The following is a 12,986-nucleotide window of genomic DNA, read 5'->3' as shown; positions in this document are numbered from 1 at the left end:
TACCTCCGGCGGCGGGTCGGGCCGCGACGATCGAGCCCGACGACGGGGTGGGCCGTGGCGATCAGGTCCGAGCGCCGCCACGGGCTTCCCTACGATAAGGGGCCGCCGTCCACGCGGGGCGGGGGCCGCCGCCCGCCAGGCTGCCCGCCAGGAGAGCCGCTGTCGAGAAGGGACGCCACCGATGACGCAGGTCCAGGCGCCACCCGGTCGTACGGCCGCCGATCCGCCCGCCCGGCCCGCCCCGCCCGACCGCGCGGTGGTCCCCGCCGACCGGCGCAGCCGGGGCCGGCTCGGCCCGGTCGTCGTCGGCCAGCTCGTCGTGGCGGAGCTGGCCGCGCTGGCCGGCTACGCCGCGCTCGGTGGACCCCCGTGGCTGGTCGGCGTCGTCGGGGTCGTCGCGGTGGCGGCCGTCGCCGCCGCCTTCGCCCGCCGGGGCGGCCGCTGGTGGTACGAGGACCTGCTGCTGCGCCGCCGGCTGCGGCTGCGCCGGGAGGAGGCGCGGGCGGCGGCGGGCGGCGACACGGGCGAGGCGCGGCTGGCCGTCGTCGCCCCCGAGCTGACCATGATCGAGCTGACCGAGCGCGGCACCCGCCTCGGCGTCGGCCAGGACGTCCGGGGCTGGTTCGCCGCCGTGGCGCTGGACCCGCCGCCCGGCGCTCCCGCCGGCTCGATCGACGCGGCGGTGGTGGACCGGGCGCTGGCCGTGCTCACCGAGTTCACCGCGCCGGTGTCGCTGGCCCAGGTCGTCTCGCACACCCTCGTCTGGTATCCGGCACCGGGCGCGCCCCCGGCCGCCCACCGCACCGTCTGGGTGGCCGTACGGCTGTCCGTGCGCGACGCCCGCACCGAGGCGGTGACCCGGGGCGGCGGGACGCTCGGCGTGCACCGCACCGTCGCCGCCGCGGTCGGCCGGCTCGGCAAGGCGCTGCACGCCGCCGGCCTGCGCCACCGGGTCCTGGGCCGGGACGAGCTGCGCGCCGCGCTGGTCTCCGGGGCCGGCCTGGACCTGACGCCCGAGCCGCAGGCGGAGACCTGGACCGGGCTGCGCGGCGGCGGCTGGACCCAGCGCTGCCTGGCCCTGCGCGCCCGCGCCGGCGCCACCTGGGGGCCGCTGGTGGACGCCGTCACCGCCACCTCCGCACCGTCGCACACGTTCGCGGCCGTGGCCCGCCCCGGCGACCGGCCCGGCCCGCCGCTGCTGCGCGTCGCCGCCCCGGCCGACCACGTCGAGGCGCTGGTCACGGTGGTCCGGGACGTCGCCCGCCGGGCGGGCACGCCGGCCCGGCCGCTGGACGGCGAGCACGGCCCCGCCGCCTGGGCCGCCGCCCCGACGGCCCGCCGCGTCGTCGACCACCGACCCGACTGAGCCCTCCCCGCAGGGGCGGGTCAGGGGCGGAGGTTGACGATCCAGCCGTAGAGGCCGCAGACCCAGACCGCCAGGGGCACCAGGGAGATGATCAGCAGGACCTCGACGATGTCCAGCAGCCGCCCCCAGACCGGCGAGATCCGCTTGCCCGCGACGGTCAGCCCGTAGATCAGGCTGACCACGGCCGCCACCACCAGCCCGCCGAGGACCACGCCGAGCCGGACGGCCGCCCCGCCCGCGGCGAACGTGGCCGCCGCCGTGAGGCCCAGCCCGAGGCCCCCGGCCAGCAGCACCGGAACGCGTTGGGCGCGGCCGAGGAACGGCCGGGCGCGCAGCAGCGACAGCAGGGCCAGCACCAGGCAGAGCAGCACCGCCGGCAGCCGGCCGTCGAGGGCGAGCACGACCTCCCCGCCCAGCACCAGCAGGGCGACCGTCCACAGCAGGCCGGTGAGGAACTCGTCGGCCCGCTCGCTGCGCCGCAGCACGCCGCGGCCGTCGACGGTCTCCGTGTCGGTCTTGAGGTCGTCGGGGCCGGTCGGGATGGACGGCACGGGCAGCCGGGCCAGCCGGTAGGCCGCCATCGGCAGCGCCGGCAGGGTGGCGAACGCGACCGTGGCGACCACCGCGGCGGCGGCCGGCGCGCCCACCGAGAACGCCAGGCTCACCACCGCGCCGAAGCCGACCGCCCCGCCGACGGCGACCGCGCCGAAGAACAGCGGCAGCCGGTCGCCGACCGCCAGCGCGGCGACCGCGCCGAACACCACCACGGCGGTCGCGGCGAGCAGCACGTGCGGGCCGGCCAGCTCGCCCAGGCCCCGGTCGCCGGCCAGCACCAGCAGGCCGCCGACGGCGGCGTGGCCGAGGCCGACCAGGGCGAGCACCGCGCCGGTGCGGCTGTCGCCGGCCGCCCGGGACAGCACGGCCGCGCCGACCAGCAGGGCGACCGCCACCAGCAGGGCGGCGATCGCCCCGGGCAGCTGCGGCGGGCCCGTGAACAGCGCCGCCAGCGCGCCGGCCGACAGCGCCGCCGCCGCGAACAGCACCGCGAACGAGCGGCTCGTGCTCACCTGCCAGCTGCCGGGGCGCTGATTCGTCGCCGTGGCCACCGCGTCCACCACGTCGTCGAAGACGATCTCCGGGGCCGCCGCCGCGCGGGGGTTGAAGTAGAGCACCTCGCCGTCGCGGACGCCGAGCTGCGCGGCCGTACGCCCACCGTCGAGCGGCTGCCCGCCGAGCCGGGCGAGGCTCCAGCCGCCGTGCCGCACCCCCTCGTCGGCGAGGTCCTCACCCGCGTACCGCAGCAGCGTCGGCAGCAGGTCCGCCAGCGGCACGTCGGCGGGGAGGGCGAGATCCATCCTGGTCCGGGGCGCCACGATGGTGACCCGGCTCAGGCCGCCGGTCGCCGTCCTCGTCGCCACTGTGGCCTCCTCGCGTTCGCCTGCGCTCCACCCGCCCGGGCCGCCGCCGAAGTGGGTCCCCGACGCCCACGGGAGATTACCTACGATGGCCCCCACGTACGATGCCCACCCGACGGCCCGCGCCCGGTCGTCGCGCCACCCGGCCGCACGTCACGCCGCGCCGGCCGGCGTCCGGGCCGCTTCTGGGGGAGGAGAACGCCGTGAGCACCGTCGTGTTCCGTCGGCTTCCGCGTCAACCGGGGCCGGCCCTGCCGCGCGGCGAGGTGCTGCTGGAGTCCCCGCCGGAGCTGCCCGAGCCGACCCCCCGGGGCATGGGCCAGCTCCTGATGATCCTGCCGATGGTCTGCGGCGTCGGCGCGATGGCGTTCCTCTACGCCGGCCGGGGCGGCGGCATGATGACGTACGTCGCGGGTGGGCTCTTCGGGGTCTCCATGCTCGGCATGGCGATCGGCTCGCTGAGCAGCGGCGGCAACGACAAGGCCGAGCTGAACGCCGAGCGCCGCGACTACATGCGCTACCTGGCCCAGATGCGCAAGCGCACCCGGCGCGCGGCCGAGCAGCAGCGGGCCGCCATGACCTGGCGGCACCCGGAGCCCGACGCGCTCTGGTCGATCGCCGCGTCCCGCCGGCTGTGGGAACGCCGGGTCACCGAGGACGACTTCGGCGAGGCGCGGATCGCCGTCGGCCCGCAGCGGCTGGCGGTGGAGATCGTGCCGCCGGAGACGAAGCCGGTGGAGGACCTGGAGCCGATGAGCGCGATCGCGCTGCGCCGGTTCGTCCGCGCCCACTCCACGGTGCCGGACCTGCCCACCGCGCTGTCGGTGCGGGCGTTCTCCCGGGTGGTGCTGCGCGGCGAGCGGGAGCCGGTGCTCGACCTGGCCCGGGCCACGATCGGTCAGCTCGCCACCTTCCACGCCCCGGACGACCTGGTCGTCGTCGTGGTCGCCGCCGACGACCGGCAGCCGGCCTGGGACTGGGTGAAGTGGCTGCCGCACGCCCAGCACCCCGGCCGCACCGACGCCGCCGGGGCCCGCCGCCTCGTCTTCGCCACCCTCGCCGAGGCCGAGGAGTCCCTCGCCGACGAGCTGGCCGGCCGGGCCCGGTTCAGCCCGGACGCCAAGCCGCTGACCACCGCGCCGCACCTGGTGGTGGTCGTCGACGGCGGCGAGGTCGCCGCCACCTGCCAGCTCACCGGGCCGAGCCTGCTCGGCACCACCGTCGTCGACCTCTCCGGGGCCGTCCCCCGCGACGCCGGCCGCTGGCTGCTCTGCCTCGACGTCGGCGACGGCACCGCCGTCGACCTGGTCCGGGGGGCCACCACCACCCGGCTGGGCCGCCCCGACCGGCTCACCGCCGCCGCGGCCGAGGGGCTGGCCCGGCAGCTCGCCCCCTACCGCCTCTCCCAGCAGCAGGCCGGCGCGGAGGAGCCGCTGGCCCGCAGCACCGAGCTGCCGGACCTCCTCGGCGTCGGCGACGCCGCCGCCGTCGACGTGCGGCAGACGTGGCGGCCGCGCAGCCACCGCGACCGGCTGCGCATCCCGCTCGGCGTCGGCCCCGACGGCAACGTCGTCGAGCTGGACTTCAAGGAGTCCGCGCACGAGGGCATGGGCCCGCACGGCCTGGTCATCGGCGCGACCGGCTCCGGCAAGAGCGAACTGCTGCGTACGGTGGTCGCCGCCCTCGCCGTCACCCACTCCTCGGAGGAGCTGAACTTCGTCCTGGTCGACTTCAAGGGCGGCGCGACGTTCGCCTCCCTGGACGCGCTGCCGCACACCAGCGCGGTGATCACCAACCTCTCCGACGAGCTGCCGCTGGTCGACCGGATGCGCGACGCCCTGGCCGGCGAGATGAACCGCCGCCAGGAGGTGCTGCGGGCCGCCGGCAACTACGTCTCCCGCTACGAGTACGAGAAGGCGCGGGCCGCCGGCGAGGCGCTGGAGCCGATGCCGAGCCTGCTCATCATCTGCGACGAGTTCAGCGAGCTGCTCGCCGCGAAGCCCGACTTCATCGACCTGTTCGTGATGATCGGCCGGCTGGGCCGGTCGCTGGGCGTGCACCTGCTGCTGGCCTCGCAGCGGCTGGAGGAGGGGAAGCTGCGCGGCCTCGACACGCACCTGTCGTACCGGATCGGCCTGCGCACCTTCTCGGCGGTGGAGAGCCGGATCGTGCTGGGCGTGCCCGACGCGTACGAGCTGCCCAGCGCCCCCGGCCACGGCTACCTCAAGACCGACACCGCCACCATGCTGCGGTTCCGCGCCGCGTACGTGTCCGGCCCGTACCGGGCCCCGGGCGAGCAGGCGCGTTCGGCGCAGGCGCTGGTGCGCCGCCGCATCGTGCCGTACGGCACGGAGTTCGTGCCGGTGCCCGCCCCGGACCTGACGGCGGAGCCGGTGGCCGAGCCGGAGCAGCCGGCCGAGGGCAAGGCCGTGGCGATGCTCGACGTGCTGATCGGTCGGCTCGCCGGCCAGGGCCGCCCCGCCCACCAGGTGTGGCTGCCGCCGCTGTCGGAGCCGCCGAGCCTTGCGGACCTGCTCGGCCAGCTCGCCGTCGACCCGACGTACGGCCTGACCACCGCCGGCTGGGCGGGCCGGGGCCGGCTCACCGTCCCGGTCGGGGTGGTCGACCGCCCGTACGAGCAGCGGCGCGACCCGATGATGGTGGAGCTGGCCGGCGCGGGCGGCAACGTGGTGATCGTCGGCGCGTCGCTGTCCGGCAAGAGCACCCTGCTGCGGTCGCTGCTCGCCTCGCTGGCGCTCACCCACACCCCGCGCGAGGCGCAGTTCTTCTGCCTCGACTTCGGCGGCGGGGCGCTGCGTAGCCTGGACGGGCTGCCGCACACGGCGGGGGTGGCCGGCCGGCGGGACACCGAGGCGGTCCGCCGCACGGTCGCCGAGGTGGTCGGGATCATCGACGAGCGGGAGCAGCGGTTCGCCCAGCACGGCATCGACTCGGTGGCCGCGTACCGGCGTCGCCGGGCGGCCGGCGAGTTCGCCGACGACCCGTTCGGCGACGTGTTCCTCGTGGTGGACGGCTGGAACACCCTGCGCCAGGAGTACGAGGAGCTGGAGCAGACGATCACCAACCTGGCCAACCGGGGGCTGGGCTTCGGCATCCACGTGGTGATCACGGCGGTGCGCTGGGCGGAGATCCGGATCAACCTGCGCGACCTGCTCGGCACGAAGCTGGAGCTGCGCCTCGGCGACGCGGCCGAGTCGGAGATCGACCGGCGGGCCGCGCAGAACGTGCCGGAGAAGACCCCCGGTCGTGGCCTGACCCGCGACAAGCTGCACTTCCTGGCGGCGGTGTCGCGGATCGACGGCCGCCGCGACGTCGACGACCTGACGGAGGCGTCGGTCGCCCTGGCCGGGCACGTGGCGCGGGCGTGGCCGGGCACCCCCGCCCCGAAGGTACGGCTCCTGCCGCGCCGGCTGCCCCTGGCCGAGCTGGCCCGGGTGGCCGACCGGTCGGCGCCGGGCCTGCCGATCGGGGTGAACGAGCAGGCGCTCGCCCCGGTCCACCTGGACCTGGCCAGCGAGCCGCACCTGACGGTGTTCGGCGACGCCGAGTGCGGCAAGACCAACCTGCTGCGGGTGATCGCCCGGGGGATCGTCGAGCGCTACACCCCGGCGCAGGCCCGCCTGGTCATCGCCGACTACCGGCGTGGCCTGCTCGGCGCGGTCGAGGGCGAGCACCTGCTCGACTACGCCCCGTCCAACCAGGTCTTCGCCCAGGGGCTCGCGTCGATCCGCAGCGCCCTGTCCAACCGGCTGCCCGGCCCGGACGTCACCACCGCCCAGCTCCGCGACCGGAGCTGGTGGAAGGGGCCGGACCTCTACATCCTGGTGGACGACTACGACCTGGTCGCCTCCGGCGGCAGCAACCCGCTCAGCGCCCTGCACGAGCTGCTGCCGCAGGCCCGCGACATCGGCCTGCACCTGATCGTCACCCGCCGGATGGGCGGGGTGGCGCGGGCGCTGTACGAGCCGGTGCTGCAACGCCTGCGCGAGCTGGACTCGCCCGGCCTGCTGATGTCCGGCGCTCGGGAGGAGGGGCCGGTCTTCGGCACGCTGCGCCCGAGCCCGCAGCCGCCGGGCCGGGGCACGCTGGTGCGGCGGCGCGACGGCCAGCAGCTCATCCAGACGGCCTGGTCCGATCCGGCCTAGCCGCGTTCCGTCGGGGCCGGGGACGGACGCCGGGTGACCCGGTCCGGTAGCGTCGGGCCGATCGTCGATCGTGCAGAAGGGACCGTGGTGAGCACCTCGGGGGGATACGGGGGCGGCGGCGCCGTCGAGAACATGTTGCGTCAGGCACAGGAGCAGCAGCGCCGGTTGGCCGAGTTGCAGCGGCGGCGCGCCGAGCTGCGGGTGCCGGGGGAGAGCCCGGACGGCCTGGTCCGGGTCACGGTCGACGGCGAGATGAAGATCGGCGACATCGAGATCAACGCGCGGGCGATGCGGCTGGACAGCTTCTCCCTCGCGGAGTCGCTCCAGGCCGCGATCGACGCGGCGTACGCGGCCTTCGGTGAGCAGCAGCAGGAGCTGCTCACCGAGATGCTCGGCGGCTCCGAGCTGGTCAGGAAGGCCCAGGACGGCACCCTGACCCCCCAGGACTGGTTCCGCCGGTTCGGGGTGGACCTGGACGACCCGTTCCGCGGCCTGCGCCGCTGAGCCCGGCAGGGAGACACGGATGGCGAACAAGGTCGACGTCGAGGCGATCCGCAAGGCGGGCCGCAAGCTGGACGCCCCGGACGGCCCGATCCAGTACCTGCGCAACGTGCAGGCGCTGCTGGAGAGCGTGAAGCTGCCGAGCGGGTCGCTGACGTTCCTCGGCGGCGCGACCGTCGATGCGCACAACGCCTCGGTCGACGGCCACCTGGAAAACGTGAAGACCGGCGTCGAGCACCTGCACCGGGCGGCCGAGCAGCTCGAACAGACCGCCAAGAACTGGGAGAAGTCGGACCAGCCCTGGGTGGTCAAGTGACCGCCCGGGAGCACCACGGGGGGAGCAGCCGATGACGGAGATCCTGATCGCGAACGCGGCCGGAACGGTGACCGGCACGCACACCGTCGCCGCGGCGACGGCACCGGTGCGGGGGCTGCTCCCGGCGGCCCGGGCCAACATCGCGTGGCTGGTCGGCGCGGGCCTCCTCGGCGCGTGGATCGCCTACCTCGAGACGTTCGACAACGACGAGGTCAACAGGTCCATCAAGGAGTGGGGCGACGCCGCCCGGCTGCTCGGCGCGGACCAGTTCGGCGAGGCCCTCGGGCAGGTACCGCCGTCCGACGAGGAGTGGGACTTCGACGACCGGGACGCGTTCGAGCTCTTCCTCCGCAAGCTGGGGGCGGAGATCAACTCGCTGGCCGAGGCGTTCAACGCCAACAAGGAGAGCCTCACCGCCGCCCGCGACGCCTTCAACGACGCCGTGAACGCGCTGGTCGAGGCGCTCGTCCCGATCCTGATCGCGGTGATCGCGGCGGTCGCCCTCCAGGCGTTCCCGGCGACCGCGCCCATCGCCGAGGCGATCGGGGTGGCCGGGCTGACCGTGAGCGTGGCGATCCTCGCCCTGGTCTTCGGCGACATCAGCGCGCTGTTCACCAGCCTGATGGCGGGGCTGCAGAACAACAACCGGTTCGCCTTCGTGTCGGACTCCCGCCCCGGCTGGGCGGCCACCGGCGCCGACCCGGACATCAAGGACATCAAGATCGACTGGGTCAAGGACTCCAAGTTCTACCAGTGAGAGGCGGCGACCTTGTTTGCGCTCACCATGCTTTCCCTGGTCTGCATCCCGGCCTTTCTCGTGCTGGGGCTGATCGCCCAGCTCTCGAAGGCGACCTGGGCCAGGCGGGCCACCGAGATCGCGGCTCTCACGGGCGTCGCCGCGCTGCTGCCGGTGGTGATCGAGCGGGCCTTCGAGAAGCCGGTGCTCTGGCCGGTCGTGGTGCTGCTGGCCGCGATTCTGGTGTTCGGCGTGGCGATGCACGTGCGGTCCTACCGCCAGCCGTCCTGACGTTCGTGGACCGGGTCCGATGAGGACCTTCCCCCGCAGGAACCGCCCCGGCGCGGCGACGGCGGCGTGCTGACAGGGCTGCGCGGCGTGGACGGGGTCGGTTACGGTGCATCCTGAATGTCCGTCGGTGGGGTTGGTCGCCTTGCCACGGGGGAGGGGCGCGGCAGATTTCCGCCGCCACAACGATGACGGAAGGGTGTGAAGCATGGCGTTCGAGGTCGACGCATCGACTCTGCATACCGCGGCGAATGACGTGCGGTCCACGCGCGGCGATGTCGACGGTGAGCTCAAGAAGCTGTGGAACGTGGTCGACGACCTGGCGATGGCCTGGAAGGGGCAGGCATCCTCGGGCTTCCAGCAGCTCATGCTGCGCTGGAACGAGGACACGGCCAAGCTGCTGACCGCGATGGACAACATCGCCGACCTGCTCGACAAGTCCGGCACGACCCACCAGGTCAACGACGAGGAGCAGCAGCAGATGCTGGACAAGTTCCACGCTGCGCTGAACCCGTGACCGGCAGCCAGGCGTAGGGGAGGAAATCATGAGCATCAAGGTCGACTACGCGGTTCTCGAGAGCAGCAACCAGCAGATGACCGCCATCTCGCGGACCATCGACGAGAAGCTCGACACGCTGCGGTCCATGCTGAGCAAGCTGCACTGGGAGGGCGAGGACCGCACCGCCTACGAGCAGCACCAGGCGCAGTGGGACGCCGCCGTCCGGGACATCAACAAGATCCTGAACGACATCGGCGGCGCGGTCGGCATCGCCCGCGAGAACTACGTCACCACGGAGATGAGCAACTCCAAGGTGTGGAACAGCTGAGCTGACGCGGGAACGGCTCCGGTCCGGTCGAGCCGGATCGGAGCCGTTCTGCGTGAGGGCCGACGAGAGCCGGGGGGAACGATGCACACGGGGGGACACCGCCGACCGCTGCTGCGGTCCGCCGCCGCCACGCTGGTGCTGGTCAACCTCGCCGGTGGCGGCCTGCTCGCCGCGCCCGCCCCGGCGCGCGCCGCCGACACGGTGCGCGGCCTCCAGTGGCACCTCGACTCGTTGCGCATTCCCGAGGCGCACAAGCTGTCCCGGGGCAAGGGCGTCACGGTCGCGGTGATCGACGGCGGGGTCTACGCCGCCCACCCCGACCTGCGCGGTCAGGTCCTGAAGGGCACCTCGCTGTCCAGCGCGGTACGCGCCGACGGCCACGCCGACCCGGATCGCGAGCATGGCCACGGCACCGCGATGGCCGGCATCATCGCCGGTCGGGGCGGCGGGCCCATGCGCCTGCTCGGCATCGCCCCGGAGGCGAGGATCCTGCCGGTCGCGCTGGGCCAGCCCCGCGAATACGACATCGCGGGTGGCATCCGCTGGGCGGCCGACGCCGGAGCCGACGTGATCAACCTGTCCGTCGGCACCGCCGGCGACGATCCGCAGGTCACCGAGGCCGTCCGGTACGCGCTCGGCAAGGGCGCGGTGCTGGTGGCCGCCGCCGGCAACCGCAGCACCAACCAGGCCGTGCCGACTCCGGCCAACGTGCCCGGCGTGCTCGCGGTCGGGGGCACCGCGAAGAACGGCTCGCGGTGGGGCGGGTCGGTCACCGGCCCGGAGCTGGTGCTCGCCGCACCCGGTGAGCGGATCATCAGCTCGGTGCCGCCGCCGGTGTCTCCGAACGGGTACGGCGTGGGCGACGGGACCAGCGACGCGGCGGCGATCGTCTCCGGGGTCGCCGCGTTGGTGCGGTCCCGCTATCCCCGGCTCGACGCCGCGAACGTGGTCAACCGGCTGATCCGCACCGCGCGCGACCGGGGCGCACCCGGCCGCGACCCGGAGTACGGCTTCGGCGGGGTCGACGTGCTGGCCGCGCTGACCGCCACCGTGCCCGAGGTGGACGGCAATCCGCTGCTGACCGGCGCTTCCCCGAGGCCGGGCGACCCCGATGCCGACTCCCCGGCCGACGACTCCGACGACGGTCGGCCGGCGGTCTCCTTCGGCCTGGCGGACAACGCCCCGATCCAGCTCGCGCTCTGCCTGCTGGCGGTGCTCCTGGCCGGCGTGGTGATCGTGGTGCTGGTCGTGGTCAACCGCCGGGCGGCCCGCCGCCGGGTCCCGTCCGGCCCGCCGGGCCCTCGGCCGCAGAGCCCGCCGGGCGCGTATCCGCACAACCCGCCGGGCCCGCACGGGTACGCCCCGCCGCCGGGCCCGCACCCGCACGGGCCGCCGCCGGGTCCGGCCGGCGGGCACCCGCACGACCCGGCGGGGCCGCCGGGCCCGCAGCCGCGCTGACACCGACACCTGAGATACGGGGCCAGGGGAGGGCACCATGAGCGACGAACGGAACGACCCGGACCGGGTGGAGGTCGACCTGCCCGTGCCGTTGCCGATCAACCCGCTGTACCCGGGGATGGGCGACATCCGGGGGATCAGCTTCGACCGGACCGGCGTGGACCAGGCCGAGACGCCGAGCGGTGTGGTCGCCGGCAAGGGCGAGAAGGGCGTCCAGACGGAGTGGGACGCCGGCAACCTCGACTCGGCCATCACCTGGCTGGAGACGCACGCCAGCTACCTCCACCGGCTCTCCTACGACATGGCCGACATCTCCGAGAAGCTCGGGGGCGGCCAGGCCGTCGCCGGCAAGGGGCCGCTCGGCGGCTTCCCGTACGCCCTCCAGCTCGCCCAGCGGCACCAGCAGGTCTACACCGGCACGGAGGGCGGGCTGCGCACCCTCTCGGAAAACCTGTACTCGGCGGCCGAGGCGCTGCGCACGGTCAAGCGCAACTACGAGACCGCCGAGGGGGCCAACGAGATGACCGCGCAGGAGATGCAGCAGGCCTTCACCGACGCCGCCCGCGGCGGCAGCTAGATCGACGGGAGCGGAGCATGGGGGACAAGAGCTGGGAGGACATGGCCCGGGAGGTCCTCGTCGAGGGCCGCCCGGCCGACGTGCAGAGCGCCGCGCTGGGCTGGCAGGAGCTGATCAAGAACGTCGATCAGGTCCGGGAGAGCCTGGAGAAGAACGTCAAGGACCTCGGCGCGGTCTGGAAGGGCCCGGCGTACGAGTCGTTCAAGACGCACATCGAGGGGCTCGCCAAGAACGCCAAGTCGATCGTCGACGACATCGACAACCCGGGGCGGGGCAAGGTCAGCATCGTGACCACCCTGGAGACGGCCGCCCGCCAGCTGGAGGACGCCCAGAACAAGATGCCGATCCCGGCGGCCTGTGTCGGTGACGTCCTGGCCGCCCGCAACGGCGAGATCACCCTCGGGGTCGGGCTCTTCGAGACCCGGGTCACGGCGGAGGTCATGGGCAGCTGGCCGGCCGAGCAGCTCGGCAAGGTGGGCGACTGGGTGACCGGCTGGTTCTCCGACCAGGAGGGCGACGCCCGCAAGGTCTACGACGAGGTCAACGGCAACTTCAAGGACCGCACCATGGAGGCGCCGGGCACGGTGACCTCCAACAACCTGGGGACCGGCCCGACGGAGGTGCCGAACCTCGGCGGCGGCCCGGGCGGCGGGGGTGCCGGCGGGGTCCCCTCGGTGGGCGGCATGCCTTCCACCGGCGGCGTCGGCGGCGCATCCCCGACGGGCCTCGGCAAGCTGCCGGACGTCGGCGACGGCAAGCCCGACTTCGGGTCGACGACCCACCCGGACCTCACCCCGGTCACCGACCTCCCCGACACCGGGTCCGTGGACCCGGGCGGGCTGGACGACGGCTACGGGACCGGCCTGGCCGGTGCCGGCGGGCCGACCACCACCGGCCTCGGCTCGGGCGGGCTGGGCGGCGGCAGCGGCGCGGGTCTGTCCGGTGGTGGCGCGGGCGGCGGCATCCCCGGCGGCGGCGCGCTCGGCAAGACGGTCAGCCCCGGGCTGCCGCCGATGCTCGGCGGCGGTGCCGCCGGCGCGGGCCGGGGCGCCGGCCGGGGCGCGGGCGGCCGGCTCGGCGCGGGCAAGCCGGGCATGGGCGGCATGATGGCCCCCGGCATGGGCGGCGGTGCCGCCGGTGCCCGGGGCGCGGGCGGCCGGGCCGCCGGTGCCGGTCGGCCAGGTGGCGCGACGGCGGGCCGGGGCGGCGTGGCCGGCGCGGGCGGCGGGGCCGGCTACGCCGAGGAGGAGCAGGTGCGCAACACCTGGCTGGAGGAGGACGAGGACGTCTGGGGCGCGGGCGGCGACGCCACCCCCGGCATCCTGCGCTGACGGTG

General features: G+C 75.0%; 12 protein-coding genes. 11 read left to right on the top strand and 1 reads right to left on the bottom strand.

The window, feature by feature from the left end:
- Positions 1 to 181 precede the first annotated feature (181 nt).
- Positions 182 to 1,366 carry a type VII secretion protein EccE gene (locus ACVMYR_RS01250; protein WP_457120905.1) on the top strand — a complete coding sequence of 395 codons (1,185 nt, stop codon included), beginning with the start codon at positions 182 to 184 and terminating at the stop codon, positions 1,364 to 1,366.
- 20 nt (positions 1,367 to 1,386) lie between these two features.
- On the opposite strand, the gene eccD is transcribed toward ACVMYR_RS01250, so the two are convergent.
- Positions 1,387 to 2,784, bottom strand: coding sequence for a type VII secretion integral membrane protein EccD (gene eccD / locus ACVMYR_RS01245; RefSeq protein ID WP_396788875.1), 1,398 nt, complete (start codon positions 2,782 to 2,784; stop codon positions 1,387 to 1,389).
- 200 nt (positions 2,785 to 2,984) lie between these two features.
- Here eccD and eccCa point away from each other — a divergent pair, with 200 nt between their 5' ends.
- The 10 genes from eccCa (at position 2,985) to ACVMYR_RS01195 (ending at position 12,981) form a co-directional block, all read left to right on the top strand.
- Complete coding sequence (gene eccCa / locus ACVMYR_RS01240; RefSeq protein WP_396788876.1) at positions 2,985 to 6,947, top strand: type VII secretion protein EccCa; 3,963 nt, start codon at positions 2,985 to 2,987, stop codon at positions 6,945 to 6,947.
- A gap of 84 nt (positions 6,948 to 7,031) precedes the next feature.
- Complete coding sequence (locus ACVMYR_RS01235) at positions 7,032 to 7,451, top strand: YbaB/EbfC family nucleoid-associated protein (RefSeq protein ID WP_228986355.1); 420 nt, start codon at positions 7,032 to 7,034, stop codon at positions 7,449 to 7,451.
- Between the two features lie 19 nt (positions 7,452 to 7,470).
- A complete protein-coding gene (locus tag ACVMYR_RS01230) occupies positions 7,471 to 7,764 on the top strand; it encodes a hypothetical protein (RefSeq protein WP_077935838.1) in 294 nt (97 codons plus the stop codon).
- 31 nt (positions 7,765 to 7,795) lie between these two features.
- The gene (locus ACVMYR_RS01225) at positions 7,796 to 8,521 is read left to right on the top strand and encodes a hypothetical protein (protein WP_091283072.1); all 726 of its coding nucleotides are present in this window, start codon (positions 7,796 to 7,798) and stop codon (positions 8,519 to 8,521) included.
- 12 nt (positions 8,522 to 8,533) lie between these two features.
- Positions 8,534 to 8,791, top strand: a complete 258-nt coding sequence (locus ACVMYR_RS01220; RefSeq protein ID WP_396788878.1) for a hypothetical protein — start codon at positions 8,534 to 8,536, stop codon at positions 8,789 to 8,791.
- Positions 8,792 to 8,996: 205 nt separating this feature from the next.
- A complete protein-coding gene (locus ACVMYR_RS01215) occupies positions 8,997 to 9,305 on the top strand; it encodes a WXG100 family type VII secretion target (protein ID WP_043961610.1) in 309 nt (102 codons plus the stop codon).
- A gap of 28 nt (positions 9,306 to 9,333) precedes the next feature.
- Positions 9,334 to 9,615 (top strand): WXG100 family type VII secretion target, encoded by a 282-nt coding sequence (locus tag ACVMYR_RS01210; protein WP_043961611.1) that lies wholly within the window; start codon positions 9,334 to 9,336, stop codon positions 9,613 to 9,615.
- Positions 9,616 to 9,696: 81 nt separating this feature from the next.
- Positions 9,697 to 11,073 (top strand): type VII secretion-associated serine protease mycosin, encoded by a 1,377-nt coding sequence (gene mycP, locus ACVMYR_RS01205; RefSeq protein WP_457120904.1) that lies wholly within the window; start codon positions 9,697 to 9,699, stop codon positions 11,071 to 11,073.
- 37 nt (positions 11,074 to 11,110) lie between these two features.
- The gene (locus tag ACVMYR_RS01200) at positions 11,111 to 11,650 is read left to right on the top strand and encodes a hypothetical protein (RefSeq protein ID WP_077935842.1); all 540 of its coding nucleotides are present in this window, start codon (positions 11,111 to 11,113) and stop codon (positions 11,648 to 11,650) included.
- A gap of 17 nt (positions 11,651 to 11,667) precedes the next feature.
- The gene (locus tag ACVMYR_RS01195) at positions 11,668 to 12,981 is read left to right on the top strand and encodes a WXG100 family type VII secretion target (protein ID WP_457120903.1); all 1,314 of its coding nucleotides are present in this window, start codon (positions 11,668 to 11,670) and stop codon (positions 12,979 to 12,981) included.
- Positions 12,982 to 12,986 lie beyond the last annotated feature (5 nt).

The organism is Micromonospora sp. PTRAS2, assembly GCF_054052245.1.
The sequence above is the reverse complement of the archived record's forward strand: the minus strand, read 5'-3'. Positions and strand labels throughout refer to the sequence as shown.